Genomic DNA, 26,330 nt, shown 5'->3' on the forward strand with positions numbered 1-26,330 from the left:
TATGACTACAGTGACTTCTCCTGCCGGCGGCAGCACGGGCGACTCCCACGAACGTATCGACGACATCGACGTCTCCACCGAGATGCAGGGGTCATTCCTCGAATATGCGTACTCCGTCATCTACTCGCGGGCCCTGCCAGACGCTCGCGACGGGCTCAAGCCGGTGCAGCGCCGCATCCTCTACCAGATGACCGAGATGGGGCTGCGTCCGGAACGCGGTCATGTGAAGTCGGCACGCGTGGTCGGCGATGTCATGGGCAAGCTGCATCCCCACGGCGACGCCTCGATCTACGACGCGATGGTGCGCCTCACGCAGGACTTCATCATGCGGGTGCCGCTCATCGACGGCCACGGCAACTTCGGGTCGCTCGACGACGGGCCGGCTGCCGCACGCTACACCGAGGCGAGGCTCGAGGCCGCCGCCCTCGCGATGACCGACGGGCTCGACGAAGACGTCGTCGACTTCATCCCCAACTACGACAACCAGCTCGTGCAGCCCGCCGTGCTGCCCGCCGCGATCCCGAACCTGCTGGTCAACGGCGCGAGCGGTATCGCGGTCGGCATGGCCACCAACATGGCACCGCACAACCTGATCGAGGTGGTCGGCGCCGCCAGGCACCTGCTGTACCACCCCGAGGCGACGCTCGACGACCTCATGGCGTTCGTCCCAGGGCCCGACCTGCCCACCGGTGGCACGATCAGCGGGCTCGATGGCATCAAGGATGCCTATGCCACTGGCCGCGGTGCCTTCAAGACCCGCGCCAAGGTGAGCGTCGAGGCCATCTCGCCGCGAAAGTCCGGCCTCGTCGTGACCGAGCTGCCGTACCTGGTCGGCGCCGAGCGCGTGATCGACAAGATCAAGGACGGCGTCAACTCGAAGAAGCTGACGGGCATCTCCGACGTCACTGACCTCACCGACCGCACCCGCGGACTGCGCCTGGTGATCGGCATCAAGACCGGATTCAGCCCCGATGCGGTGCTCGAGCAGCTGTACCGCTACACGCCGCTGGAAGACAGCTTCAACATCAACAACGTGGCCCTCGTCGACTGCGGTCCCCGCACCATGGGGCTGCGCGACCTGCTGCGGGTGTACCTCGACCACCGACTGTCGGTCATCACGCGGCGCAGCGAGTTCCGCCTCGCCCGCAAGCGGGAACGCCTGCACCTTGTCGACGGCCTGCTGGTCGCCATCCTCGACATCGACGAGGTCATCCAGGTCATCCGCACGAGCGACGACAGCGAGCAGGCCAGGGCACGCCTGATGGACGTCTTCGACCTCAGCACCCTGCAGGCCGAGTACATCCTCGAGTTGCGACTGCGGCGCCTCACGAGATTCAGCAGGGTGGAGCTCGAGGCCGAGCGCGACCGGCTGCGCGCCGAGATCGCCGAGCTGGAGGCCATCCTCGGCGACCCCGACCGTATCCGCGAGGTCGTGGCCGTCGAGCTCGACGCGGTGGCGGAGAAGTTCGGCACCCCGAGGCGCACCCTGCTCACCGAGGCGCGCCCCTCGATCGCCTCCGCCTCGTCGCGGCGTGCGGCGCCCGTGCTGGAGATCGCCGACACCCCCTGCCTCGTCTACCTGTCGACCACCGGACGCGCCATCCGCGTCGACCTGCCGGAGGAGACGGCGGATGCCGCGATCGGCCTCGCCCGCCGTCGCAGCAAGCACGACGCGATCCGCTCGGTGATCGAGACGACCAGTCGCACCGAGATCGGGGCCGTCACGAACCTCGGCCGCCTGATCCGGTTCTCCCCCGTCGACCTGCCGAGTATCCCGGCGAACTCGATCCAGCTCGGGGCCGGCGTCAAGATCGCCGACTACATCGCGCTCGCGGGCAAGGGCGAGCACGTCGTCGGGCTGGTCTCGCTCGACTCCGCCGACCCGATCGCGGTCGGCACCAGGCTCGGGGTCGTCAAGCGCATCGCCGCACCGTTCCCGGTCAAGCCCGAGCTCGAGATCATCGCCCTCAAGCCCCGCGACGAGGTGGTCGGCGTCGGCCAGGCCCCGGACACCGGCGAGCTGGTATTCGTCACGTCGGCCGCGCAGCTGCTGAGGTTCTCCGCCGGCGCCGTGCGCCCGCAGGGAACCGGTGCGGGCGGCATGGCTGGCATCACGCTCGGCGCGGGGGCGGAGGTGGTCTTCTTCGACGCCATCGACCAGACGGCGGACGTCGACGTCGTCACGGTGTCGCGTTCCGCCGAGACCATACCCGGGGTCGACCCGGGGCGCGCGAAGGTCTCCGCGATTGCCGAGTTCCCCGCGAAGGGCCGGGCGACCGGCGGCGTGCGCGCGCACTCCTTCCTCAAGGGTGAAAACCTGCTGACGATGGCATGGGTCGGTACCGCCCCCGCGGTGGCGACGGCTGCGGACGGTGCGATCAGGCAACTTCCCACGACGAGATCGCGGCGCGACGCATCCGGCGTCCCGCTCGATGGTTTCATCGGCTCGATCGGACGCTCGATCCTGCCGTCCTGACGTTCGCGGCCGACCCGTCGTGCGCGGCGGGCCCGTCGGCTACGGAGCGGTGGCGAGCGGCGGCAGCACGGGGAGCGCGCTGGCCTCGTCGCCCTGCTGGAGGTACGGCTCGACGAACACGCGGTCGTCTCCCTCCCCGGGGCGCCACCACCGTGCGGCGATGACCGAGTCGTGCACGAGCGGCACCGTGGCCGTCGCCTGCGGGCTCGCGACCCAGTCGAGGGCCACCGACACCGGGATCTCATATCCGATGGATGCCAGGTGCGAGCGCAACTGCGCGGCAGCCGCGGTCAGGGCACCCTCGACATCGTCCACGCGCCTGCGCAGGTCCCGTCGCACCAGCTGTGCCGGAAGGATGACGCAGAGCGCGAGCAGCACTCCGACGCCGGCGATCCCCATCGCCACCAGCAGGGCGATGCCCTCCTCGGCGGGGAACCAGTCCGGCCCGACGAGCGAGAGCGTCGCAACGAGGGCGACGCTGGCGACCGCGAACGCCACCAGTCCGATGGCAACGATGGGCGCGCGCGAGGCGGATGCGTCGAGACGACGACGGTAGTCGGTGACCTCGACGGCGGCAGGCGGCAGGGCGGGAGACGAGGCGTCAGACATCGATGCGGTCCCGGTTGAGGCCGTCGCCGGCGATGATGAACTCCTTGCGCGGGGCGACGTCGTTGCCCATGAGCAGCTCGAAGACCTCCGCGGCCTTCTCGGCATCGGAGACGCGCACGCGGCGCAGGGTGCGGTGCCGGCGGTCCATGGTGGTGAGCGCGAGCTGGTCGGCGTCCATCTCACCCAGTCCCTTGTAGCGCTGGATAGGATCCTGGTACTTCTTGTTCTGCTTCTTCAGTGCCGCGAGCACGCCCGTCAGCTCCTTCTCCGAGTAGGTGTAGATGGTGTCGTTCGGCTTCGAGCCGGGGTTCATGACGACGACGCGGTGCAGCGGCGGCACTGCGGCGAACACCCGCCCGTCTTCGATCATCGGCCTCATGTACCTGAAGAACAGGGTGAGCAGCAGCGTGCGAATGTGGGCGCCGTCCACGTCGGCGTCGCTCATCACGATCACCTTGCCGTAGCGGGCCTGGCTGAGGTCGAAGGTGCGGCCGGAGCCCGCCCCGATCACCTGGATGATCGACGCGCACTCGGCGTTCGAGAGCATGTCGGAGACCGACGCCTTCTGCACGTTGAGGATCTTGCCGCGAATGGGCAGCAGCGCCTGGTACTCGCTGTCGCGCGCGAGCTTCGCCGTGCCGAGGGCGGAGTCGCCCTCGACGATCATGAGCTCGCTGTTCGCCACGTCGTTCGACCGGCAGTCAACCAGCTTGGTGGGCAGCGACGAGTTCTCCAGGGCGTTCTTGCGACGCTGGGTTTCCTTATGCGCCCTGGCCGAGATGCGGGTCTTCATTTCGGCGACGATCTTGTCGAGCACGAGGGCGGACTGGGCCTTATCCTCCCGCTTCGTCGAGGTGAACCGCTCGGCGAGGGTCGACCCGACGACGGTGGACACGATGTTGCGCACCGCCGGAGTTCCGAGGATCTCCTTGGTCTGGCCCTCGAACTGCGGTTCGGGCAGTCGCACCGTGAGCACGGCGGTGAGCCCGGCGAGGATGTCGTCCTTCTCGAGCTTGTCGGTGCCGACCTTGAGCCGCCTGGCGTTGGCCTCGACCTGTGCGCGCAGGAACTTCATCAGCCCGGCCTCGAAACCCGCCTGGTGAGTGCCGCCCTTCGGCGTCGCGATGATATTGACGAAGCTCTTGAACTCGGTGTCGTAGCCGGTGCCCCAGCGCAGCGCGATGTCGACCTCGCACTCTCGGGTGAGTTCGGTGGCCACCATCGCCCCGTTCGCGCCGAGCACGGGTACCGTCTCGCTGAAGCTGCCGCGTCCCTGAAGCCGCCAGGTGTCGGTGATCGGGGTGTCTGTCGACAGGTAGTCGACGAACTCCGAGATGCCGCCGTCGAACCGGAACGACTCGCTGAGGCGCTCCTCGCCGCGGAGGTCCTCGATGTCGATGGAGAGCCCGGGAATGAGAAAGGCGGTCTGGCGAGCGCGGGCGAGCAGCTCGTCGGTCTGGAAGGCCGATCCCCTGGTGAAGATCTGGCGGTCGGCCCAGTAGCGAACCCGGGTGCCGGTGACGCCCTTGGCGACCTTGCCGATGACCCGCAGCTCGCTGCCGGAGACGAACGGGGTGAAAGCCGCATCCGGGGTCTTCTCCCCGGTGTCGGCGAAGGTGCCGGGTTCTCCGCGATGGAACGACATGGCCCAGGTCTTGCCGCCGCGGTCGACCTCGACGTCGAGGCGTTCGGAGAGGGCATTGACGACGGATGCGCCGACGCCGTGCAATCCGCCGGAGGCCGCGTACGACCCGCCGCCGAACTTGCCGCCGGCGTGGAGCTTGGTGAAGACCACCTCGACGCCGCTCAGCCCGGTCTTCGGTTCGATGTCGACGGGGATGCCGCGCGCCGTGTCGCGCACCTCGACACTGTCGTCGGGGTGCAGCACGATCTGGATCGAGTCGCCGTGACCGCCGAGCGCCTCGTCGACGGAGTTGTCGATGATCTCCCACAGGCAGTGCATGAGGCCGCGCGAGTCGGTGGATCCGATGTACATGCCGGGGCGTTTGCGCACGGCTTCGAGGCCCTCGAGCACCGATAGGTGCCTCGCGGAATAGTCCGAACCCGCCACGTGTCTCCCTGGTCTGTCTCACCAGGGCCGCAGAACGCGGCCTTGGCCATCGTCAAGCCTAACGACTGCATCCGGTCGTCCCTCCCCGACCCACCGCGCCGCTGCGGGTGTGCAGGAGGCTACGCGGTCAGCGAAATACCAGCCGTTTGGCTCATCCCCGACATGTGGGCGTGCTTTCATAGACCACAGCCGTTTCGAGTTTGGAGGAACCCGAATGTCACCCACCGCCCCCCGTTCCACTGCCGAACTCGAGCCACGCCACCTGCTTACCGCAGAGGACCGTTGCGACAGTTGCGGCGCACAGGCCTACATCCGCGTCACGATGGCGACCGGTGAGCTGCTGTTCTGCGCTCACCACGGATCCCGTTTCAAGGAGAAGCTGTCGGCAACCGCCCTCGAATGGCACGACGAGTCGTCGCGCCTCACCGAGGGTGACCGCTAGCCGGTACTCCAGAACCACCGAAGGCGTCGCGACCATGGGTCGCGACGCCTTCGTCGTTCCGGGCAGCCCCGCAGGCCGGATCGTGGCTCAGCCCACGTAGCGGCGGGGCACCGACGGAGCGATCCGGGTGACGATCTCGTCACCCAGGGTGCCGATCAGGTCGCCCCACTGCCGAACCGTCTGCTCACCGTCATCCCCCGTGCCGAACAGCGTGGCGCGATCGCCGACCCGCACCGGGGCGTCTGCACGGAGGACCATCGAGTCGACGGCCACCGAGACGACCGGGTACTGCCGGCCGCCGACGGCGACGTGCACCAGCCCTGCCGCGGCGGGAGGGATACCGTCGGCGTAGCCGAGCGGCAGTTCGACCTCTACCGCGCCGTCGGCGGTGTGCCGCACGGCATCCACCTCGGTCACGAGTGTCATGACCGGGCGCAGGCCCATCTGCAGGGGGGTGACCCCGTCGAATGACGGGATGCCCCAGCAGTGGCCGCCCATGCGCACCATGTCGAAGCGCGCGTCCTCCCGCCGGAAACCCGCGGAGCTCGCGGCGAGGTGTCGAACCGCGAAGTGCACGCCGAGTTGGTCGGCCACGGCGATCGCATCGCGAAACCGCATGATCGAGAGGCTGTCCTCGTCGTCGGATGCCTCGGCGATGTGTGTCCAGATGCCGTGCGCGCGAACGGAACCCTCCGCCTGGAGCCGACGCGCCTCGGCGACGAGGACCGGCCACTCCGCGGTGGTCGCCCCGTTGCGCTGCAGCCCGGTGTCGATCTTCAGGTGCAGGCGCGCCGGCACTCCGTCTGCCACCGCGGCCATGGCGCGGAGCTCGTCGACCCGCGAGACCCCGAGGTCGATCCGCGCAGCGACGGCGGCGCGGAAATCCTGGTTCGGCGGGTACTGCCAAGCGAAGATCGTGACGTCGGGTCCGACGCCGGCCGCCCTGATCGCCAGCGCGGTCGGAATGTCGAGGGTGCCGAGCCTGGTCGCACCTGACCTGGCCGCCCGCAGCGCCGTCTCGAGGGCACCGTGCCCGTATGCGTCTGCCTTCACCACCACCATGAGCTCGGCGGGGGCGACTGTCGCAGCGAGGTGCCGCACGTTCGCGTCGAATGCGGCGAGGTCGATCACGGCTTCGGTCACGGTCATCGGTATTTCCTCACCACGCGCGCGGTCATCCTCGATGCCACGACGGCGCTCGACGTTCCGAGCGCGTCTGCCCACTCCTCCGCGGAGGGGTCACCCGCCGCGGGGTCGCCGAACAATACGGCCCAGTCCCCCACCGCGACGACCCGGTCGCCGATGTCGACGACGCAGCTGTCCATCGCCACCCTGCCCGCGATGCGCCCGGTGACTCCGCCGACCCTGATGGGCGCGACGTTGCCGGCCGCGCGGTCGATCCCGTCGCCGTACCCGATCGACAGCAGGGCGAGCCGGGTGTCGTCGGTCGTGTAGTAGATGTAGCCGTACGAGACGCCGGTGCCGCGAAGCGCGGACTTGATGGCCAGCACCGGGGCCCGCACGGTCATGGCAGGGCGAAGGCCCACATCGGTCGCGCGGTGTCCCCGGGTCTCGTCCAGTCCGAGAACCTCTGCCCCGACCCGCAGCATCGTCACGTCGTCGTCGGTCGGTCCGGTGGATGCCGCGACGGCGTGCACCGCGTCGAGCTCGACACCGAGCTCCCTGGCGGTTGCGCACGCCGACGCCGCGCCGCCGTCCCCCAGCATCAGCCCGACGGGGCCGAGCCGACCCGCGGACTGCAGTGACGCGACCGACCGGCAGGCGTCGACGAACGCGTCCGGCCCGAACGCCGCAAACCCCGCCGCGTCCACGCCGAGCTGCAGCGACGCCACGCCCGCATCGATCGCGGCGGACAGCTGTTCTGATGAGCGCACGACGACGGTGATGGATGCCGCGGCGGCCGCGACGAAGTCGGTGTCGCGCGTGTGCTGCCAGGCGACGATCGGCACGGCGTGAACGGTCGAGCGCAGCGCGATCGCGTCGCCCACTCGCGACGTGCCGAGTGCGGCGGCCCCGGCGGCCAGTGCGGCTTCGGCGACCTGCGCCGCGCCGTGGCCGTGGGCGTCACCCGACATGTCGACCAGCAGCGCACGAGACCCCGCTGCCGCGGCCAGCGACCGCACGTTGTCCCGCACCGCGGCGAGGTCGATCACGGCCTCGGCGACGCGGGGGGAACCCGACAGCCCCGGCGTCATCCGTCCTGGGGTGCCGGGCCCAGCAGGCGCCGGGCCTCGGCCGCGAGGGCGTCGATCGTGTCGTGCTCTGCGGTCGTCGCGTACGACAGCCCCGCTCGCTTGGTGGCGATGGAGATCAGGTGGTCGGCGAGCACCGGGTTCATCGCGAGCACCGGGCCCTGAACGTGGGTGCCGATGGCGTTGTTCACCCAGACACCCTCCGAACGGGAGTCGTTGCCGGTTCCCGTCGACACTGTCCCGAACGGGGCCGTGCCGTCGGTGAGGGTGGTGCGCGAACCGTGGTTCTCGATACCGACGAGCCGGCCGAGGATGGTGTCGACGACGAAGCAGTTCGTGACGACCCGCGGCTGGGTGGCGTCGGTGTGGATGCCGAAGACCCCCGCACCCGTCACGCCCGCGCCACCCGGCAGGGTGATCGCGGAGCCGAGCAACTGCATGCCGCCGGTCACGGCGAGCAGCGGCATCCCGTCATCGACCCAGGATCGCAGCGTCGGCGCGATTCGGGCGATGTCGTCGGCGAGTACCTGCAGGGCGGATGCCGGGCCGGTGCCGATGGTGACGATGTCCGGCTTCTCCGGGAGTGCGTCGCCCGGGTTGTGGGCGAGGCGCCGCGAGGCGATGCCGGCGAGCTCGAGGCGCTTCTCGAGCACCAGCACGTTGCCCATGTCGCCGTTGACCGCGAGATGCTCGGGGTACAGCTCGAGGATGCTGATCATGATGCTCCCGATTCGAGGTCCTTGTGGCCGAGTGCCTTGCGCCCGAGGATCATCTGGTCGTAGTCGAGGATCAGCGTCCTGGTGCCGCTGGCCGGGACCGGCGAGGCGAGCATCAGCTGCATGGCCTTCTCGATGTCGGGTTCGATCACGCCGAACGGGATGCCGGCGTAGGCGAGGCGGAGTGCCATGAACGCGGCCTTCGGCCCCGAGACGATGTCGACGTAGGTGACCTTCGACACGTCGGCGGCGTAGAGCCAGGAGAGGTCTTTGCTGCCCTCGTCGATGGCGATCATCAGCGAATCCGGCGGGCCGTCGAGGTAGTCGACGTTCATCTGAAAGCTGGCGAGGTTCTTGAGCAGCAGGATCTCGAGGTTCTGCCCGTCGTGGCGCACGATCTCGCCGCGGCCGTAGACGGGGGCGGCGGCGCCGAGTGCGGCGACCGCGGTCTCGGCCGAGAATGCGGTGCCGAGCACCTTCGAGGCGAGGCTGATAGCCCCAGCCGCGTCGATGGCGTAGTGCAGGCCGCGTGCGGCGAGGCGCACCTGGTGCGCTACGCCGTGCACGGCGATGGTGGCGACGTTGCCCTCGACGGCGAGTACTTCGGCGACGACCTCGCGCAGGTCGGGGCCGGTGGGCTGTCCAGCCTCGTTGGCGTAGTCGCGGGCGATCACCTGGCCGTGCGGTGCCGAGGCGTTGACCTCGTCGGAGAGGCCGAAGTAGCTGACCTGGACGCGTCCCTCCGCTTCGAGACCGCGGCCGAGGGTTGTGAGGAAGTTGTCGTCGCGGTTGAGCACGACGGGACCGTCGACCAGTGCCGCGATATCGCGGAACATTCCGGCGACCCGCTCTGGCTCGTGGAAGCGGTAGATCTGGTCGATCTGGAGGTTGAGGATAACGGCCGCGGTGGGCTTCAGTGATTGCGCGATGACGGCACCGAACGCTTCATCCACCTCGATGACTCCGATGTCGGCTTCGATCTTGCCGGTGACCGAAAGCTTGCCCAGCAGCGACGACGCGATCCCCTGCGGGAGGTTTCCTCCCGAAGGATTCGTGAAGACGCGCAGGCCGTGTGCCCGCATGATCTCGGTGAGCATGTGCGTCGTGGTCGACTTGCCGTTCGATCCGAGAACGAACAGGTTGCCGTACCGGAACTGCCTGGTGACGTCGTGGAGGAAGTCCGGCGCGAGCTTGATCGTGACCAGCCCGGGAAAGGCGGATCCCCCACCACGCACCCGTGCGGCAACCCTGACGGCCTTGCCGGCGAGGATGGGCAGTACGTAGCGGAGGCCTGCGGATCTACTCAAGGTAGTCGCGGAGCGACTGCGACCGTGACGGGTGGCGCAGCTTCGCCATCGTCTTCGATTCGATCTGGCGAATGCGCTCGCGCGTGACGCCGAACGTGTCGCCGATCTGGTCGAGGGTCTTCGGCATGCCGTCGCCGAGGCCGAAGCGCATGCGTATGACGCCTGCCTCACGCTCCGAGAGGGAGTCGAGCAGCGATTCCAGCTGCTTCTGCAGCATGGTGAATCCCACGGCGTCGGCGGGAACGACGGCCTCGGTGTCCTCGATGAGGTCGCCGAACTCGCTGTCGCCGTCTTCACCCAGCGGGGTGTGCAGCGAGATCGGCTCGCGGCCGTACTTCTGCACCTCAATGACCTTCTCGGGGGTCATGTCCAGCTCGCGGCTGAGTTCTTCCGGGGTGGGCTCCCGCCCGAGGTCCTGCAGCATCTGGCGCTGCACGCGGGCGAGCTTGTTGATGACCTCGACCATGTGCACGGGAATGCGGATGGTGCGTGCCTGGTCGGCCATGGCGCGGGTGATGGCCTGGCGGATCCACCACGTGGCATAGGTCGAGAACTTGAAGCCCTTGGTGTAGTCGAACTTCTCGACGGCGCGGATAAGCCCCAGGTTGCCTTCCTGGATGAGGTCGAGGAACTGCATGCCCCGGCCGGTGTAGCGCTTGGCGAGGGAGACCACAAGTCGGAGGTTTGCTCCGAGCAGGTGGCTCTTGGCGCGCTGGCCGTCGCGGGCGACCCACGACAGCTCGCGGCCCGCTGCGGTGCGGATCTCGGCGTCGGTCATGTTCGACAGCTTGTCTTCGGCGAACAGGCCGGCCTCGATGCGCATGGCCAGCTCGACCTCCTCGGCCGCGTTGAGCAGGGCGACCTTGCCGATCTGCTTCAGGTAGTCCTTGACCGGGTCTGCGGTCGCGCCGGTGATGGCCGACGAGTAGACGGGAACTTCGTCGTCGTCGTCCGCGGCCGACAGCACGAGCGCCCCGCTCGGCAGGACCTCGGGGGCGGTTCCCGTCGCGGTGTCGTCATCCGCGTCGTCTTTGGTGTCGGTCTTCGGGTCGGCGTCGTCCTTGACGTCGCCGTCCTTGATGTCGTCGTCTTTCACGTCGACTAGCACCTCGAGGTCGGGCTCGACATCGTCGGACTCGTCGGGGGCGTCTCCGGCGGCCTTAGCCTTGGCGGCGGCGGCCTTCGCGGCGGCCGTCTTCGGAGCGGCGGTCGTCTTGGCGGCGGCCTTGGTGGTCTTGGGTGCAGCCTTCTTGGCCGGCGCCTTCGCGGCGGCAGCCGTGGTCTTCGCCTTGGCCGTAGTCGCCTTCGCAGGCGCCTGGGCGCCCTCGTCGACGGTGGTCTCATCCACGGTCGTGGTGGATTCCGCTGTCTTGGTTCTGGCAGCCATTCGGATACCTCTCAATTCACATTCATTGCCAACGTCATCGGGCTGATCACGGCGGTTCGGTAACCTCCGCGAGCTGGAGCCAGCCGAATTCGGGCAGTACTAAGACCCATGTCAAGTTCTGCAGGGCACAACCACAATGGCCGCGCCTCGCCCCATGAACTGGACCGGGTCTTATGGATAATTATTGCACGCTTCTCCGCAAGTACTTGACAAATCGCCATCGTGTTCAATTCGATCGTCGACGCCACGCCCTCACCAGTGCAACCCATAACGGTGCAACGGCTATTCGCTCGTCCTGGTGCAGTTGCCGCCTCGTGCGCCGCCGGGTCCTGATGACGAAGATCACGCCGGTCCCCATCACGATGTACTGCACCAGGAACGCGATCCGGAACGAGTCCCAGCCGAAAATATCGGATGCTGCCCCGGCGTCGATGCGCATTCTGTCGAGTCCGTCGAGGATGACGCCGACCAGGAACATCATGATGAAGCTGGCGGAGAACCCGCCGACGTTGACGAACCCGTTCGCCGAGCCCAGGCTGCGGAGGGGATTGAATGTACGGGCGAAGTCGAATCCGATGAGCGAGCCGGGGCCGCCGATGCCCAGGGTGACGATGAGAACGATGACGAGCCACAGCGGCGGTGCGCCCGGCCACGCGAGTACAGCGGTCCACGATGCGGCCATCATCGCGACGATACCCAGCACCAGGCTCGACCGCCGGGTCGGAAACCGCGCGGTGAGGATGCCGATGATGGGACCCGCGACCATGCCGCAGAGCACGACGCCGCTCAGCATCGCCGAAGCCTCACCTCGGATGTAGCCGAGGGCGACGGTGAGCACGGGAAACCCCCACAGCAGCGTGAACATGGTGCCGGAGGACTGCGTCACGAAGTGCGACCAGAAGCCGAGCTGGGTTCCGGTGCGGCGGAGGCTCTGGCCGAGCATGGCGACCGAGTCGCGGAGCGTCGTCACCCGGTCGACGGGCACGTCGCGCGCCGGCCCGTCGCGCACGAGCACGAGCACGAGCACCGCAGCGAGTACCGACAGCGACGCAGCCGAGATGAACGCGGCCGACCATCCCAGGTCGTGCAGTACGAAGGAGAACGGAACGGCGGAGAGCACCTGCCCCAGCTGGCCGAGGTTGCCCGTCCACTGCGACACCTGGGGCAGGATGCGGCCCGAGAACCAGCTGGTGAGCAAGCGGATCACCGAGATGAAGGTGAACGCGTCGCCCGCCCCGACGAGGATCCGGCCGACGACGGCCTCCCCGATACCGGGGGCGATGGCGAGGGTGAGCTGGCCGGACGCCATGAGGGCGGCGCCGACGCAGATCATCACGCGCGGCCCTAGTCGGTCGAGGATCACCCCGACGGGGATCTGCAGCAGGGCGTAGACGATGAGCTGCACGACGGCGAGGCTCGACAGTACCGACGCTGACACCGAGTACCGCTCGGCGGCGTCGACACCCGAGACACCGAGGGTGGTTCGCTGCAGTACCGAGACGACGTAGGCGATGAGGGCGATGCCCCAGACGAGCCACGAACGCCGGGAATTCACTGCCTCACTGTACCCCGGGGGCCGCGCCGCCCAGGTCCGTGGGCGGCGGTGCGCCTCGGCTACAGAGCCGGCCCGTCGGCCTCGCCGCTGCGGCGGATGGCCAGGAAGTTCTCGAGCTCCTCGGCGATCTCGTCGGCCGATGGCAGCTCGCCGTCTTCGTCGGTGAGCGGCGACCGCAGGGGGTTGCCCTCCATGTACGTGTCGTGCCGCTCCTCGAGGGTGCCGACCAGGCGCGCCAGCTCCTGGTTGGTCTCGACCTGCGCGTCGATCTTGGCCACGAACTCCCGGCCCTCCTGGCGCAGGCGCTCAGTGGGGAAGATCATGCCGGTGGCCGCACTGATGCTCTCGAGCGCCTTGACCGCCGCATCTGGGTGCTCCGTGTCGGCGAGGTAGTGCGGAACGAGCAGCACGAAACCCGCGGTGGCGTGCTCGAGCTGCTGCAACCGGTACTCGACCAAATGCAGGGCGTTGGACGGCACCTGGGTGTGCGGGCGCCAGACCGACATCGCGTCGATGAGCTCGACGCGGTTGCCGCTCACGGTGACGCCGATGGGGCGGGTGTGTGGCACCGGCATCGGGATGGCGTGTACCCAGGTAGTCGTGGTCACGCCGAAGCGGGCGATCAGCTGCAGCACGGCCGCCGCGAACCGCTCCCACTGGAAGTCGGGTTCGAAGCCGGTGAGGAGCAGGAACTGCTGCCCGATCTCGTCGGTCGCGAGGTACAGGGCGAGGGTCGCCGGCTGGTAGTCGGTCAGGTGATCCTGGTCGAAGTAGATGGTGGGGCGGCGAGCCCGGTAGTCGAGGAGCGCATCGGCGTCGAACGAGGCGATGACCTCGGTGTCGAGGGTGTCGAGGAGGTAGTCACTGAACTGGGTAACGGCGGAACCCGCGTCGGCGAAGCCGGTGAGCCCAGCGACGAGCGGAAGCCCCGTCGGCACGGATGTCGCGTCGGGGGTCAATTCATAGAGGCCAGCTGGATCATGCATCCCCCAATTCTACGGTCCGGGTGATCCGCGACCCCCGGGCCGGGGTGGTGCCCAGAGCGAACAGCGTGCAGACCCGCCCTGCGGCGACCAGCCAGACGGGTGCCGTCATGGATACCCACCGTGAGTGCACGGCGGAGCATGCCGCGAGCAATCCTCCGGGACGCGCCGCATACGATTGGCGCATGACCGTGCCCCGTCTCAGCCTCAGCCCGCAGCCCGCCACCGACCTCACCGCCGACGTGCTCGTCGTCGGGGTCACCTCGAGCACGCACGGACCGGTCGTCGTCGGCCTGGACGGCGTCGATGCAGTCGCGGGGCTCGGCGACCAGCTCGCCGCGATCGGATTCACCGGCGGCCGTGACGACGTGCGCCGCATCCCATCATCGATTCCCTCCGTCGGGTCGATCACCGTCGTCGGACTCGGAGCGGATGCCGCTGGCCCCGAGTCGCTGCGCTACGCCGCCGGCACCGCATCCCGCAGCATCCGAGGCGTCGACGCCGTCGTGGTCGCCCTGCCCACCGCGACCGCCGACGACGTGCAGGCCGTCATCGAGGGCCTCGCCATCGCGGCCTATTCCTACGACGACTACCGCTCCGCGGTGAAGGCAGAGAAGCGCGTACCGACGGAGTTCGTCGTCGCCACGGCGGTCCCGGTCGATGACGCCATCGTTGAACGCGCCGTCGCCATCGCCGACGCGACCCACGTCGTCCGCGACCTGGTCAACATGCCGCCGGCCGACCTCTACCCGGAGTCGTTCGCGAATCGCGCGGTCGAGCTCGCCGACGGACTGCCGCTCACCGTGACCGTGCTCGACGAGCAGGGACTCGCAGACGGCGGGTTCGGCGGCATCCTCGGCGTCGGCCAGGGCTCGAGCCGCGGCCCCCGCCTCGTGAAGGTCGAGTACTCCCCCGCCGACGCCCCTGCGCACATCGCCATCGTCGGCAAGGGCATCACCTTCGACACCGGCGGACTCTCCCTCAAGCCGCCGGCATCGATGGTCGGAATGAAGTACGACATGACGGGTGCGGCGACAGCGCTCGGCGTGGTCGTCGCTGCCGCCCGCACCGCGCTCCCCGTGCGGATGACCGCCTGGCTCTGCCTGGCCGAGAACATGCCGTCCGGCACCGCGATCCGACCGAACGACGTACTGACCATTCGCGGCGGGACCACCGTCGAGGTCCTGAACACGGATGCCGAGGGCAGGCTCGTTCTCGCGGACGGCATCGTCGCCGCCAGTGAAGAGCACCCCGACGCGATCATCGACGTGGCGACCCTGACCGGTGCCGCCGTCGTCGCGATGGGAAACCGGTACACCGCCGTGATGGGCGACGCGCAGCTCGTCTCGCGTGTCGTCGCTGCCGGCGACCGCACCGGCGAGCCCATGTGGGCCATGCCGCTTCCGCGCGAGCTGCGCGCCCTGCTCGACTCCGACGTCGCCGACATCGCCAATGTGAAGATCGGCAACACCGCCGGCGGCATGCTCATCGCGGGTGTCTTCCTCAGCCAGTTCGTCGGCCGCTCCGGCGACGACGAGTCGCCGCGCATCCCCTGGGCGCACCTCGACATCGCGGGTCCCGCCAACAACGCGGCCGGGGGCTACGGCTTCACCGGCAAGGGCCCGACAGGGGTTGCTGTACGCGCGCTGTTCGAGTTGGCCGACGAATTTTCGCGGGGGTAGTAGGGTTTTTATCGGCCAGGGGATCCCGGCCCATACGATCTGCCCGACGTTCTGTCGGCCGGTCTTCGCGTGAATGTCAGCACCAAGGAGTTGCGCATGCCCGAACAGAAATTCGACCTCGTCGTACTCGGCGCTGGCAGCGGCGGCTACGCGGCGGCCCTGCGCGCATCCCAGCTCGGCATGTCCGTCGGCCTCATCGAGAAGGGCAAGCTCGGCGGTACCTGCCTGCACGTCGGCTGCATCCCCACCAAGGCACTGCTGCACTCCGCCGAGGTCGCCGATGTGACGAAGGAATCCGCGAAGTACGGCGTGAAGGCCGAATTCGGCGGTATCGACATCGCGGCGGTCACCAAGTACCGCCAGGACATCGTCACGAGCAAGTTCAAGGGCCTCACCGGCCTGATCAAGCAGCGTGGCATCACCGTGATCGAGGGCGAGGGCAAGCTCACCTCCCCGACCACCGTGCAGGTCGGCGACCAGACCATCACCGGCAAGAACATCGTCCTCGCCTCCGGTTCGTACTCCCGCTCGCTGCCCGGCCTCGAGATCGGCGGCAAGGTCATCACCTCCGAGCAGGCACTCGAACTCGACTTCATTCCGAAGCGCGTTGCGATCCTGGGCGGCGGCGTCATCGGTGTCGAGTTCGCCAGCGTCTGGCGTTCCTTCGATGCCGAGGTCACCATCATCGAAGCGCTCCCCCACCTCGTTCCGAACGAAGACGAATCGGTCAGCAAGCAGTTCGAGCGTGCGTACCGCAAGCGCGGCATCAACTTCAGCCTCGGCGTGCGCTTCAAGAGCGTCACCCAGAACGACGATGGGGTCGTCGTGACCCTCGAAGACGGCAAGACCTTCGAAGCAGACATCCTGCTCGTCGCGGTGGGCCGCGGGCCCTCCACCCAGGGCCTCGGCTACGAGGAGGTCGGCGTGACCGTCGACCGCGGCTTCGTCATCACCAACGAGCGCCTCGCCACCAGCGTTCCCGGCGTCTACGCCGTCGGCGACATTGTTCCCGGCCTGCAGCTCGCCCACCGAGGTTTCCAGCACGGGATCTTCGTCGCCGAAGAGATCGCGGGACTCAACCCCCAGGTCATTGATGACGTCAACATCCCCAAGGTCACGTACTCGCACCCCGAGGTCGCGTCCATCGGGCTCGGCGAGGCCCGTGCCCGCGAGCAGTACGGCGACGACAAGGTGAGCGTCTACGACTACAACCTCGCCGGCAACGGCAAGAGCCACATCATCGGCACCGCGGGATCGGTCAAGGTCGTCCGCGTCAACGACGGTCCCATCGTCGGCGTGCACATGATCGGCGACCGGGTCGGCGAACTGATCGGCGAGGCACAGCTCGCCGTCAACTGGGAGGCGTACCCGGAGGACGTCGCGCCCCTCGTGCACGCCCACCCCACCCAGGACGAAGCCCTCGGCGAGGCATTCCTCGCCATCGCGGGCAAGCCCCTCCACGCCATCTGACAGCCGCATCGCGGCGTCGAACTAAGCTAAATGCACGTCAGAGTCTAAGGAGACCTACCCATGAGCGAATCCGTCAACCTCCCGGCACTCGGAGAGAGTGTCACCGAGGGCACGGTCACCCGCTGGCTGAAGAATGTCGGCGACTCGGTGGAGGTGGACGAACCGCTGCTCGAAGTATCGACCGACAAGGTCGACACCGAGATCCCATCGCCGGTCGCGGGCGTGATCGAAGAGATCCTCGTGGCCGAAGACGAGACCGTCGAGGTCGGCACCCCGCTGGTGCGCATCGGCGACGGATCGGGATCGTCGGATGCCCCGGCTGACGAGCCAGCAGCAGAAGAGCCCGCGGCCGAAGAGCCGGCTGCCGAAGAGCCCGCTGAAGAGCCCGTCGCCGAAGAAGAGGTACCGTCGCCCGAGGCGCCAGCCCCGGGCGAAGACGACGACTCCACCCCACCGGAGCCGGAGCCGGCCGACCCCGCCCCGGCGCAGGAGACCGCTCCCGCCCCGGCGGCCGAGTCGCCCGCACCGTCGGCACCCGCCCGTATCCCCGCACCGGCTGCGGCACCGGCACGCACACCCGCGCCCGCTGCAGCTCCGGCACCCGCCGCGGCGGCACCGGCTGCTCCCGCACCTGCGGCCGCTGCCCCGGCCAACGCGAACTACGTCACGCCGCTCGTGCGCAAGCTCGCCGCGGAGTTGGGCGTCGACCTGTCGACGGTCACCGGCACCGGCGTCGGTGGACGCATCCGCAAGGAAGACGTGCAGAACGCCCAGAAGCCCGCCGCATCGACCGACTCGTCGTCGGCCGTCGCCGAGGTCGTCGAGGTATCGCCGCTGCGCGGCACCACGGTCAAGATGACCCGCCTGCGCAAGGTCATCGCCGAGCGCGCCGTCGCGTCGATGCAGGAGTCGGCCCAGCTCACCACGGTCGTGGAGGTCGACGTCACGAAGGTGGCTCGCTACCGCGACTCCGTCAAGGCGGGCTTCGCCGAAAAGGCGGGCGTCAAGCTATCGTTCCTGCCGTTCTTCGCCCTGGCCGCCGCCGAGGCGCTCAAGGCGTACCCGGTCGTCAACGCGACCATCGACGGCGACAGCATCGTCTACCCGGCGCATGAGAACCTCAGCATCGCGGTCGACACCGAGCGCGGCCTGCTGACCCCCGTGATCCGTGACGCGGCAGACCTGTCGCTGGCGGAGCTCGCGCAGCAGATCGCAGACCTCGCCGCTCGCACGCGCGACAACAAGCTGAAGCCCGACGAGCTGGCCGGCGGAACGTTCACGCTGACCAACACGGGGTCGCGCGGTGCGCTCTTCGACACCCCCGTGGTGTTCATGCCGCAGTCCGCGATCCTCGGAACCGGCATCGTGGTGAAGAAGCCGGTCGTGGTCACCCAGGACGGCCTCGATGCCATCGCGATCCGCTCCGTCGTGTACCTCGCACTGTCGTACGATCACCGCATCGTCGACGGGGCAGATGCGGCCCGCTTCCTCGTCGCGGTGAAGAACCGCCTCGAGGCAGGCAACTTCGCCGCGAATCTCGGGGTCTAGTCACCCCAGGATCAGATCCCTCATTCGCCGGTGACAGGTGCCGACCTCGTCACTCCAGGATCAGATCCCTGATGCGCCACCCGGCCTCGCCCTCCACCAGGAGGAGCGAGGCCGGTGTCGTTTGCGCCTCCTCAGCTGCTGCCGCGCCGGGGGTCACTGTCACGATGGCTGACCCGCCGATCCGTTCGGCACCGACGATGACGGTGTCCACCCAGTAGGCAGGCAGCAGCCGGGGGTCGATCGTGGCGTCCTGGCCGTCGGAGATGCGCTGCAGGATGCTGCGGTCCACCTGCTCCGCTGCCGAGCCCGGGTGGTCGACGGCCTGGAGGCAGGGTGCCGATCGTTGTTCAAGGCACGCACTGCGCGCCGAGAGCAGTGCCAGCGCCGCGGCCGCGGGATCGTCACCACCGATCGCTCCCGGATCGATCGCCTGCGGATCGATCGCCTCCGCATTGATCGCCCCCGTCTCCGCAGCCGGATCGGGCGCGGGCGTCTCTGCCTCGCCGCCCGGTTCGCCCGCCGAGTCGGTCGTGCCCGTCTCCGCCACCGCATCCGGGCCCGGGACCCCACCCGCCGCCGGCTCGACGGTCGTTCCCCCGGAGTCGCCAGGCGCGCCGCTGCTGCGGTCGGGGGGAGGCAGAATCGCGAGAGCGATGGCCACCAGCGCCGCGGCGAGCACTGCTGCCAGTACCAGCGGCCTTCGTGACGGAATGCGCCTGCCGCGGTCCCCGTCACGGCCAGCACCAGAGGCCTCGCGCCGCAGCACCTCCGGCCCTGTCGCCCTGTCCGATGCTGTCACCGCCGCTCCCGCCGTCGTGGTTGTCGTCCCCGTCGGTATTCGTTTCCCTGCCGACACCGGCGTCGCTCCCGACCGGGCCCGCCCGAATGCGGAGTCGACGATGGGGTCGAGCCAGTCCGGCAGGTGGAGTGCCGAGCGCCATGCCGGGCGGGAGGCCGTGGCATCCATCACCCGTCGTCTGCCCCGCCGCCCGCGACCGCCCTCACTCCCGATTCGCGATGCCGTGCGCCCCCGCACGAGGGTTGTGGGCGGCGACTCGCTGCCGAACCCGGCAGCGACGTCGCCGAATCGGATCGGTGTCGCCGGTGCGAGCTCGAACACCGCATCGCACAGCGCGGCGCAGAAGCCGCCACCCTTCAGGGGTCGGGTATCGAGCCGTTCGTCACCCGCCTGCCGTCGCCAGTCGGCGAGCCACCCCTCGAGCTGGTCGACCGCGGGTATCGGACGGGTGTGCGCGAGCACCAGCCGCGACACCACGGTGAGGTCGTCGTAGTCGCGCTGTACCTGCGCCGATGCCGCGAGTTGCGCGGGCGTCAGGCTGGGCGTGCCATCGCCGTCAGGCAGTGACCCGACCACGGCAGCGCCGCCGAGCGACGCGAGCACCGGCGCTCCCCTGCCGTCGAAGAGCACGGCTGTCGACGAGAGCGCACCGTGCGCTATTCCCACCTCGTGCAGGTGCGCGAGAGCCTGGGCAATCGGAACCAGGATGGTCACCGCCTCCCCCACGTCGATCTCGCCGCGCTCGGCCAGCAGTGCCGCCAGGGTCTGCGCGCCCAGCCTCTGCAGGATGAGCACCGGACGGCCATCGGGGGCGGTGGCGAGGTCTTCGAGCTGGAGCACATGCGGCGACGACGACCGTGCTAGCGCCTCGATCTCAGCATCGATGGAGGCGATGTCCGTCGTCGAACGGAACACCTTGACCGCCGCGCTGCGCCCTCCCGAATTCACGGTGACCGGCGCCCGCCCGAGGTAGACGTCCGAGCGTCGGCCGATGCCGATCCGCCGCACCAGCCGAAACCCACCGATCGAATCCATGCCGACATCGTCACGTCCTTGCCGACCTCGTGGGGGCCCGGTGCACGGAATGCCGGCAGGCATCGCCGCCCGCTCACTGGGGAGGGGTCATTCCCACTGAACCTGACCTAGACTCGCCCCGTGGTCGACATCGTCGTCACGGGGCTAAGCGCCAACTCCGTGCCGTATATCGACGCCCTGAACGACCAGCGGAGAATTCACGCCGATGTCGTTGCGGGGCGTGCGCAGGAGACGCTCCTCCTTCTCGAGCACCCGTCCGTGTACACCGCCGGACGCCGCACCCTCGACTCCGACCGGCCGACCGACGGCACCCCCGTCATCGACGTCGACCGTGGCGGGAGCATCACCTGGCACGGCCCAGGCCAGCTCGTCGGCTACCCGATCCTGCGACTCCCGCAGCCACTCGACGTGGTCGGCTTCGTTCGCCGGCTCGAGGGCATGCTCATCGCGGTACTGGCCGACCTCGGCATCGACGGCGACCGCGTGGACGGGCGCTCCGGCGTGTGGCTGCGCGGGACCGACAAGATCGCGGCGATCGGCATCCGGGTCGCCCAGGGAGTCACCATGCACGGATTCGCCCTCAACTGCTCCAACTCCTTCGACGCGTACGACCGCATCGTCGCCTGCGGGCTGGTGGATGCCGGCATCACGAGCATCTCGAGGGAGCTCGGCCGCGCGGTGACCCCCGAAGACCTCGTGCCCTCCGTCTCTGCCCGGTTCCACCAATCCCTCGAGGTCGCCCGATGACTCACCCACCCGCAGGACGCAAGATGTTGCGGCTCGAAGCCCGCAACGCCGCGACCCCGATCGAACGCAAGCCGGAGTGGATCAAGACCACCGCGCGCATGGGGCCCGAATACCGGCAGCTCCAGGAGCGCGTGAAGGGCGAAGGCCTGCACACCGTCTGCCAGGAGGCCGCGTGCCCCAACATCTTCGAGTGCTGGGAGGACCGCGAAGCGACGTTCCTCATCGGCGGCGCACAGTGCACGAGGCGCTGCGACTTCTGCCAGATCGACACCGGCAAGCCCGCCGACTACGACATCGACGAGCCGAGGCGGGTCGCGGAATCCATCGTGGCGATGGACCTGCGCTACGCCACCGTGACCGGCGTCGCCCGCGACGACCTCCCGGACGAGGGCGCATGGCTGCACGCCGAGACCGTGCGCCAGATACACGCCCTGAACCCGGGAACCGGCGTCGAGTTGCTCGCGACCGATTTCTCCGGCAACCCCGAGCTGCTGCAGACCGTGTTCGACTCGCGCCCCGAGGTCTTCGCGCACAACGTGGAGACGGTGCCGCGCATCTTCAAGCGGATCCGCCCGGCGTTCCGCTACGAGCGGTCACTCGACGTCATCACCCGCGCACGCGACGCATTCCTCATCACCAAGTCCAACCTGATCCTGGGCATGGGAGAGGACAGGGCGGAGATCAGCCAGGCCCTGCAGGACCTGCATGATGCCGGTACCGACATCATCACCATCACCCAGTACCTGCGGCCGACTCCCCGCCACCTTCCCGTCGACCGCTGGGTGCACCCCGACGAGTTCGTCGCGATCAAGGAGGAGGCGGAGGAGATCGGGTTCCTCGGCGTGCTCGCCGGGCCGCTCGTGCGCTCCAGCTACCGGGCGGGTCGACTGTGGGCCAGATCGATGCGCAGCAAGGGCCTCGAGATCCCCGAGAACCTCTCCCGACTGGCAGATGCCGACTCGGGGTTCGCCAGAGCCGTATCCTAGAGAGCATGGCACGCACCAAAGAACCGAAGGCCCCCAAGCCGCCCAAAGAACCCGGTCGTCTGAAGCAGATGTACCAGGTCTTCCAGATGACCCGTCGCTACGACAAGCGGGCAATCTGGTTCATGCTGGCGGCGTTCATCATTCCGATCCTCGCCGGTATCGGCTTCGCCCTCCTGCTGTCGCCGGGCAACGCCGTCGGCACGATCCTCTACGTGGTGGCGGGAATCATGGGTGGCCTGCTCGCCTTCCTCATCGTTCTCGGGCGTCGTGCGGAGCGTGCGGCATACGGGCAGATCAAGGGCCAGCCCGGGGCCGTCGGTGCAGTGCTCAAGAGTTCGCTCCGTCGCGGCTGGGTCGCCAGCGAGATGCCGGTCACCGTCAGCCCGAAGACCCAGGACGCGGTCTACCGCGCGGTCGGTCGTGGCGGTGTCGTGCTCATCGGCGAAGGCCCGAAATCCCGCACGCTCCGGATGCTGGAAGACGAGCGCCGCAAGGTCGCCCGTGTCATTCCGAACGTGCCGATCAACTTCCTGCACGTGGGCCCGGACCAGGACTCCGTCGAGCTGCACAAGCTGCCATCGCGACTGAACAAGTTCAAGAAGGCCCTCAACAAGGCCGAGATCTTCGCGGTCAACAACCGCATTACCTCGCTCGGCAAGAATGGCCTGCCGATTCCCAAGGGAATGGACCCGATGCGCGTGCGTTCGGGCGGTCGCCCGCGCTGACCGTCGGCCGGCGCGACTGCTCCGTCAGACCCTGACGAGCACCGTGCCGGCCAGCTTGTCGTGGAGGCCACGCTGGTCAGCGTCCCAGACGGCGGCCGGGATCACGATGGTGAGCAGGAATGCCCGGAGGAATGGCCGCCACACCCCCACCCAGGTGCCGTTGAGCGTCACGACCCTCATGCCGAGCAGGAGATGGCCGATGCCGCCCGCGACCGCGAACACCAACAGGCCCTGCATCACCAGGAAGATCGCGCTGGTCGCGAGGCCGTCTGCATCGAAAAAGATGGCGGATGCGCCGTACGCGATGGCCCAGTCGATGCACAGGGCGGCGATGCGCCGGCCCGGTCGCGCGACCGACCGCGGCCCCGTCTCGGGCAGGCCTAGCCTCTGGCCAGGCCACGTGCGGGAACCGGCCCCGGCATTGCTGGATGTCGTCGGGGTTGCGGGCACCCGCTCATCGTACGCTGGCGTCTCTGCGTAACATCCCCGAAACAAACAGGACACCCGAGGGAAACTACCCGGCCGTAGCCTCGGGTTGGCTGTGTTCCGCAGTCCCCCACCGGCCCATTGGAGTTCTTCCCATGTTCAAGGATTCTTCCGAAGTTCTCGCGTTCATCAAGGACACGGACGTCAAGTTCCTCGACATCCGCTTCACCGATCTCCCGGGTGTGCAGCAGCACTTCAACATCCCGGCGTCGACCGTCGACGAGGAGTTCTTCTCCGTCGGCCAGCTGTTCGACGGTTCGTCGATCCGCGGTTTCGCCTCGATCCACGAGTCCGACATGCAGCTCATCCCCGACGTGACGACGGCGTATGTCGACCCCTTCCGCAACGAGCGCACGCTCATCATGGTCTTCGACATCTACAACCCGCGTAATGGCGAGATCTACCACCGTGACCCCCGCCAGGTCGCCAAGAAGGCCGAGAAGTATCTGGAGTCCACCGGTATCGCCGACACCGCGTTCTTCGCTCCCGAGGCCGAGTTCTATATCTTCGACGACGTTCGCTACGACGTGAAGCAGAACTCGAGCTTCTACTCGGTCGACTCCGAAGAGGGCGCCTGGAACTCCGGCCGCGCCGAAGAGGGCGGCAACCTCGGCAACAAGACCCCGTACAAGGGTGGCTACTTCCCCGTCAGCCCCGTCGACAAGCAGGCCGACCTCCGCGACGACATCAGCCTCAAGTTGATCGACGCCGGCCTCATCCTCGAGCGCGCCCACCACGAGGTGGGTTCGGGCGGACAGGCCGAGATCAACTACCGCTTCGACACGATGGTGCACGCGGCAGACGACATCCTCAAGTTCAAGTACATCGTCAAGAACACGGCAGAGCAGTGGGGCAAGACGGCCACGTTCATGCCGAAGCCGCTCTTCGGTGACAACGGGTCGGGAATGCACACCCACCAGTCGCTGTGGAGCGACGGTGAGCCGCTGTTCTACGACGAGAGCGGCTACGGCGGACTGAGCGACATCGCCCGCTGGTACATCGGGGGCCTGCTCAAGCACGCACCCGCCGTGCTCGCGTTCACCAACCCGACGCTGAACTCGTACCGCCGGCTCATCCCCGGCTTCGAGGCTCCCGTCAACCTGGTGTACTCGGCCGGTAACCGCTCTGCGTCGATCCGCATCCCGATCACGGGAACCAACCCCAAGGCGAAGCGCATCGAATTCCGCGCTCCGGATGCCTCTGGCAACCCGTACCTCGCATTCGCTGCCCAGCTCATGGCCGGCATCGACGGCATCAAGAACCGCATCGAGCCGCACGAGCCGGTCGACAAGGACCTCTACGAGCTGCCCCCGGAGGAAGCCAAGAGCATCCCCCAGGTTCCCGCGTCGCTGAGCGAAGCGCTTGACGCTCTCGAGGCGGACCACGACTTCCTCGTGGCCGGCAACGTGTTCACGCCCGACCTGATCGAGAACTGGATCGCGTACAAGCGCGAGAAGGAGATCATCCCGGCCGCGCAGCGCCCGCACCCGTTCGAGTTCGAGCTGTACTACGGGGTCTGATTCCCGCGTAGCCCGGCAACGGCGAAGGCCGCACCTCCTCGGAGGTGCGGCCTTCGGTCGTTGGTGGGGGCGGTCCCGAGCGGTCTGTCCGCAAGGCACCGCCGCCCGCGGTCAGCGCACGGCGAGCAGCAGGTCGGCGGCCGAGGCCTCGTAGCTCGCGCCCGATGCGAAGACCGTCGGGGCGGGTGTCGTGCCGAGGCCGGACACCGACCATCCGGCGTCGCGCCAGGCCGCGGCATCCACGCAATTGCGGGCGTCGATGAGTACCGGTCGACGCGTGAGGGCTCGCAGTGCGACCGGGTCCGAGTCCTGGAACTCGGTCCACTCGGTCAGGAGCAGCACCGCGTCGGACCCGGTCATCGCCTCATCGACCGAGTCCGCGTAGGTGAGGGTCGGGAACATGCGCTGGGCGGTTCCCGATGCCTCTGGGTCGTAGACCACGACCTGTGCGCCTCGCAGGTGCAGCGCCGCGGCCACGTTGAGGGCCGGCGAGTCGCGCACGTCGTCGGTGAGGGGCTTGAACGCCGCCCCCAGCACACCGATCCTGCGATTGAGCACCGATCCCCCGCATGCGCCGATGGCCATGTCGATCACGCGCTGCCGCTGCGCCATGTTGATCTCGTCGACCTGCTGCAGGAGGGACGCGGCGCGCACCGCTCCGAGTTCGCTCGCGCGGTGCATGAGCGCGCGGATGTCCTTCGGCAGGCATCCCCCGCCGAACCCGAGGCCGGCGTTGAGGAACTGCCGACCGATGCGCACGTCGTGCCCGAGTGCGTCGGCGAGCACGGTGACGTCGGCCCCGGCCAACTCGCACACCTCGGCGATCGCGTTGATGAACGAGATCTTCGTCGCGAGGAACGCGTTGGCGCTGACCTTGACCAGTTCAGCGGTGGGGAGGTCGCACACCACGACGGGCGTGCCGGAGGCAATGGGCCGCGCGTAAAGCTCGCGCATGGTCGCCTCCGATCGCGGGGTGACTCCGCCGAGCACGATGCGGTCGGGCGTGAGGGTGTCAGCAACGGCCTTGCCCTCGCGCAGGAACTCTGGATTCCAGATCAGCTCGGCGGTGAGGTGGGCGGGCGAGGCGGCTTCGACGATGGCGCGCAGGCGTGCGCCGGTACCGACCGGCACCGTCGACTTACCGACGATGAGGCCGTCGTGCGTCAGGCTCGCCGCGATCTGGCGGGTAGCCGCTTGGACGTAGTCGAGGTTGGCCGCGTTGCTGCCGCGCTGCTGGGGTGTGCCGACGCAGATGAAGTGCACGTCGGCGAACGCGGTCGCCTCCGCGAGGTCGGTGGTGAAGCGCAGCCGGCCGCTCGCGACGTGCTCGGCGATCAGTCCGGGCAGCCCGGGCTCGAAGAACGGCACGTGCCCCTCCGACAGTGCCTGTACCTTGGCCGGGTCGGTGTCGACCCCGACGACATCGAAGCCCATCTCGGCCATCGCGGCGGCGTGCGTCGCCCCCAGGTACCCGGTGCCCACCACGCTGATGCGGGGCTGCCGGGTGGCATCGCCCGTCGGTGCGGTATTCGTGGCGGTGTTCGTGTCGGTGTTCGTGTCGGTGTCCGTGTCG

At 68.5% G+C, this 26,330-nt stretch carries 21 protein-coding genes; 9 read left to right on the forward strand and 12 right to left on the reverse strand.

Annotated features, from left to right (window positions below; genetic code table 11):
- Position 1: 1 nt before the first annotated feature.
- Complete coding sequence (locus G5S38_RS02965; RefSeq protein ID WP_165064056.1) at positions 2–2,476, forward strand: DNA gyrase/topoisomerase IV subunit A; 2,475 nt, start codon at positions 2–4, stop codon at positions 2,474–2,476.
- A 39-nt stretch (positions 2,477–2,515) separates the two neighbouring features.
- Here the strand turns inward: G5S38_RS02965 and G5S38_RS02970 are convergent, their stop codons facing one another.
- Both G5S38_RS02970 and G5S38_RS02975 read right to left on the reverse strand, forming a co-directional pair.
- On the reverse strand, positions 2,516–3,085 hold the full coding sequence (locus G5S38_RS02970; RefSeq protein WP_165064058.1) for a hypothetical protein: 570 nt from the start codon (positions 3,083–3,085) through the stop codon (positions 2,516–2,518).
- Positions 3,078–5,156 (reverse strand): DNA gyrase/topoisomerase IV subunit B, encoded by a 2,079-nt coding sequence (locus tag G5S38_RS02975; RefSeq protein WP_165064060.1) that lies wholly within the window; start codon positions 5,154–5,156, stop codon positions 3,078–3,080. The genes G5S38_RS02970 and G5S38_RS02975 overlap by 8 nt, the downstream gene beginning before the upstream one ends.
- 214 nt (positions 5,157–5,370) lie before the next feature.
- Between G5S38_RS02975 and G5S38_RS02980 the strand changes: the two genes are divergently transcribed.
- Positions 5,371–5,598, forward strand: a complete 228-nt coding sequence (locus G5S38_RS02980; protein ID WP_165064062.1) for a DUF7455 domain-containing protein — start codon at positions 5,371–5,373, stop codon at positions 5,596–5,598.
- A gap of 87 nt (positions 5,599–5,685) precedes the next feature.
- Here G5S38_RS02980 and G5S38_RS02985 read toward each other — a convergent pair whose 3' ends face one another.
- The 7 genes from G5S38_RS02985 to G5S38_RS03015 all read right to left on the reverse strand — a co-directional run bounded on the left by G5S38_RS02985 (position 5,686) and on the right by G5S38_RS03015 (position 13,762).
- Positions 5,686–6,747, reverse strand: a complete 1,062-nt coding sequence (locus G5S38_RS02985; RefSeq protein WP_165064064.1) for an alanine racemase — start codon at positions 6,745–6,747, stop codon at positions 5,686–5,688.
- Positions 6,744–7,814 carry an alanine racemase gene (locus G5S38_RS02990; RefSeq protein ID WP_165064066.1) on the reverse strand — a complete coding sequence of 357 codons (1,071 nt, stop codon included), beginning with the start codon at positions 7,812–7,814 and terminating at the stop codon, positions 6,744–6,746. Before G5S38_RS02990 ends, G5S38_RS02985 begins: the two co-directional genes overlap by 4 nt.
- A complete protein-coding gene (locus G5S38_RS02995; RefSeq protein WP_165064068.1) occupies positions 7,811–8,530 on the reverse strand; it encodes a type 1 glutamine amidotransferase in 720 nt (239 codons plus the stop codon). The genes G5S38_RS02990 and G5S38_RS02995 overlap by 4 nt, the downstream gene beginning before the upstream one ends.
- Positions 8,527–9,834, reverse strand: coding sequence for a MurT ligase domain-containing protein (locus G5S38_RS03000; protein WP_165064070.1), 1,308 nt, complete (start codon positions 9,832–9,834; stop codon positions 8,527–8,529). The genes G5S38_RS02995 and G5S38_RS03000 overlap by 4 nt, the downstream gene beginning before the upstream one ends.
- Positions 9,827–11,221 carry an RNA polymerase sigma factor gene (locus tag G5S38_RS03005; RefSeq protein ID WP_165064072.1) on the reverse strand — a complete coding sequence of 465 codons (1,395 nt, stop codon included), beginning with the start codon at positions 11,219–11,221 and terminating at the stop codon, positions 9,827–9,829. Before G5S38_RS03005 ends, G5S38_RS03000 begins: the two co-directional genes overlap by 8 nt.
- 226 nt (positions 11,222–11,447) lie before the next feature.
- A complete protein-coding gene (locus tag G5S38_RS03010) occupies positions 11,448–12,776 on the reverse strand; it encodes an MFS transporter (protein ID WP_165064075.1) in 1,329 nt (442 codons plus the stop codon).
- A 59-nt stretch (positions 12,777–12,835) separates the two neighbouring features.
- Positions 12,836–13,762 (reverse strand): proteasome assembly chaperone family protein, encoded by a 927-nt coding sequence (locus G5S38_RS03015; RefSeq protein WP_165064077.1) that lies wholly within the window; start codon positions 13,760–13,762, stop codon positions 12,836–12,838.
- A gap of 182 nt (positions 13,763–13,944) precedes the next feature.
- Here G5S38_RS03015 and G5S38_RS03020 point away from each other — a divergent pair, with 182 nt between their 5' ends.
- From G5S38_RS03020 to sucB, 3 genes are all read left to right on the forward strand, one after another.
- Positions 13,945–15,441 carry a leucyl aminopeptidase gene (locus G5S38_RS03020; protein WP_165064079.1) on the forward strand — a complete coding sequence of 499 codons (1,497 nt, stop codon included), beginning with the start codon at positions 13,945–13,947 and terminating at the stop codon, positions 15,439–15,441.
- Between the two features lie 96 nt (positions 15,442–15,537).
- Positions 15,538–16,911 carry a dihydrolipoyl dehydrogenase gene (gene lpdA / locus G5S38_RS03025; protein WP_165064081.1) on the forward strand — a complete coding sequence of 458 codons (1,374 nt, stop codon included), beginning with the start codon at positions 15,538–15,540 and terminating at the stop codon, positions 16,909–16,911.
- Positions 16,912–16,971: 60 nt separating this feature from the next.
- On the forward strand, positions 16,972–18,459 hold the full coding sequence (sucB, locus tag G5S38_RS03030) for a 2-oxoglutarate dehydrogenase, E2 component, dihydrolipoamide succinyltransferase (RefSeq protein WP_165064083.1): 1,488 nt from the start codon (positions 16,972–16,974) through the stop codon (positions 18,457–18,459).
- A gap of 49 nt (positions 18,460–18,508) precedes the next feature.
- Here sucB and G5S38_RS03035 read toward each other — a convergent pair whose 3' ends face one another.
- Positions 18,509–20,293: a protein kinase domain-containing protein gene (locus G5S38_RS03035; RefSeq protein ID WP_165064086.1), complete on the reverse strand. Its 1,785-nt coding sequence runs from the start codon at positions 20,291–20,293 to the stop codon at positions 18,509–18,511.
- 120 nt (positions 20,294–20,413) lie between these two features.
- Between G5S38_RS03035 and lipB the strand changes: the two genes are divergently transcribed.
- From lipB to G5S38_RS03050, 3 genes are read left to right on the forward strand one after another with little or no spacing between them, the layout of a single operon-like run.
- Positions 20,414–21,040 carry a lipoyl(octanoyl) transferase LipB gene (lipB, locus tag G5S38_RS03040; protein WP_165064088.1) on the forward strand — a complete coding sequence of 209 codons (627 nt, stop codon included), beginning with the start codon at positions 20,414–20,416 and terminating at the stop codon, positions 21,038–21,040.
- The gene (gene lipA / locus G5S38_RS03045; protein WP_201276561.1) at positions 21,037–22,026 is read left to right on the forward strand and encodes a lipoyl synthase; all 990 of its coding nucleotides are present in this window, start codon (positions 21,037–21,039) and stop codon (positions 22,024–22,026) included. The genes lipB and lipA overlap by 4 nt, the downstream gene beginning before the upstream one ends.
- A 5-nt stretch (positions 22,027–22,031) precedes the next feature.
- Complete coding sequence (locus tag G5S38_RS03050) at positions 22,032–22,751, forward strand: DUF4191 domain-containing protein (RefSeq protein WP_165064092.1); 720 nt, start codon at positions 22,032–22,034, stop codon at positions 22,749–22,751.
- Positions 22,752–22,775: 24 nt separating this feature from the next.
- Here G5S38_RS03050 and G5S38_RS03055 read toward each other — a convergent pair whose 3' ends face one another.
- Positions 22,776–23,201 (reverse strand): RDD family protein, encoded by a 426-nt coding sequence (locus G5S38_RS03055; protein ID WP_165064094.1) that lies wholly within the window; start codon positions 23,199–23,201, stop codon positions 22,776–22,778.
- A 131-nt stretch (positions 23,202–23,332) separates the two neighbouring features.
- Between G5S38_RS03055 and glnA the strand changes: the two genes are divergently transcribed.
- A complete protein-coding gene (gene glnA, locus G5S38_RS03060) occupies positions 23,333–24,757 on the forward strand; it encodes a type I glutamate--ammonia ligase (protein WP_165064096.1) in 1,425 nt (474 codons plus the stop codon).
- 111 nt (positions 24,758–24,868) lie between these two features.
- On the opposite strand, the gene G5S38_RS03065 is transcribed toward glnA, so the two are convergent.
- Positions 24,869–26,200, reverse strand: a complete 1,332-nt coding sequence (locus G5S38_RS03065) for a UDP-glucose dehydrogenase family protein (protein ID WP_235928876.1) — start codon at positions 26,198–26,200, stop codon at positions 24,869–24,871.
- Positions 26,201–26,330 lie beyond the last annotated feature (130 nt).

Source organism: Marisediminicola senii, from assembly GCF_011057645.1.
Lineage (GTDB): Bacteria > Actinomycetota > Actinomycetes > Actinomycetales > Microbacteriaceae > Marisediminicola > Marisediminicola senii.

Bases quoted from the DNA above. Each gene is read 5' to 3' on its own strand.
- G5S38_RS03020 (WP_165064079.1), top strand. From the start codon at position 13,945: ATGACCGTGCCCCGTCTCAGCCTCAGCCCGCAGCCCGCCACCGACCTC.
- G5S38_RS02965 (WP_165064056.1), top strand. From the start codon at position 2: ATGACTACAGTGACTTCTCCTGCCGGCGGCAGCACGGGCGACTCCCAC.
- lpdA (WP_165064081.1), top strand. From the start codon at position 15,538: ATGCCCGAACAGAAATTCGACCTCGTCGTACTCGGCGCTGGCAGCGGC.
- G5S38_RS02990 (WP_165064066.1), bottom strand. From the start codon at position 7,814: ATGACGCCGGGGCTGTCGGGTTCCCCCCGCGTCGCCGAGGCCGTGATC.
- G5S38_RS03065 (WP_235928876.1), bottom strand. From the start codon at position 26,200: ATGGCCGAGATGGGCTTCGATGTCGTCGGGGTCGACACCGACCCGGCC.
- lipA (WP_201276561.1), top strand. From the start codon at position 21,037: ATGACTCACCCACCCGCAGGACGCAAGATGTTGCGGCTCGAAGCCCGC.
- G5S38_RS03035 (WP_165064086.1), bottom strand. From the start codon at position 20,293: ATGGATTCGATCGGTGGGTTTCGGCTGGTGCGGCGGATCGGCATCGGC.
- G5S38_RS03005 (WP_165064072.1), bottom strand. From the start codon at position 11,221: ATGGCTGCCAGAACCAAGACAGCGGAATCCACCACGACCGTGGATGAG.
- G5S38_RS02970 (WP_165064058.1), bottom strand. From the start codon at position 3,085: ATGTCTGACGCCTCGTCTCCCGCCCTGCCGCCTGCCGCCGTCGAGGTC.
- G5S38_RS03015 (WP_165064077.1), bottom strand. From the start codon at position 13,762: ATGCATGATCCAGCTGGCCTCTATGAATTGACCCCCGACGCGACATCC.
- G5S38_RS02985 (WP_165064064.1), bottom strand. From the start codon at position 6,747: ATGACCGTGACCGAAGCCGTGATCGACCTCGCCGCATTCGACGCGAAC.
- G5S38_RS02980 (WP_165064062.1), top strand. From the start codon at position 5,371: ATGTCACCCACCGCCCCCCGTTCCACTGCCGAACTCGAGCCACGCCAC.
- G5S38_RS02995 (WP_165064068.1), bottom strand. From the start codon at position 8,530: ATGATCAGCATCCTCGAGCTGTACCCCGAGCATCTCGCGGTCAACGGC.
- G5S38_RS03050 (WP_165064092.1), top strand. From the start codon at position 22,032: ATGGCACGCACCAAAGAACCGAAGGCCCCCAAGCCGCCCAAAGAACCC.
- glnA (WP_165064096.1), top strand. From the start codon at position 23,333: ATGTTCAAGGATTCTTCCGAAGTTCTCGCGTTCATCAAGGACACGGAC.
- sucB (WP_165064083.1), top strand. From the start codon at position 16,972: ATGAGCGAATCCGTCAACCTCCCGGCACTCGGAGAGAGTGTCACCGAG.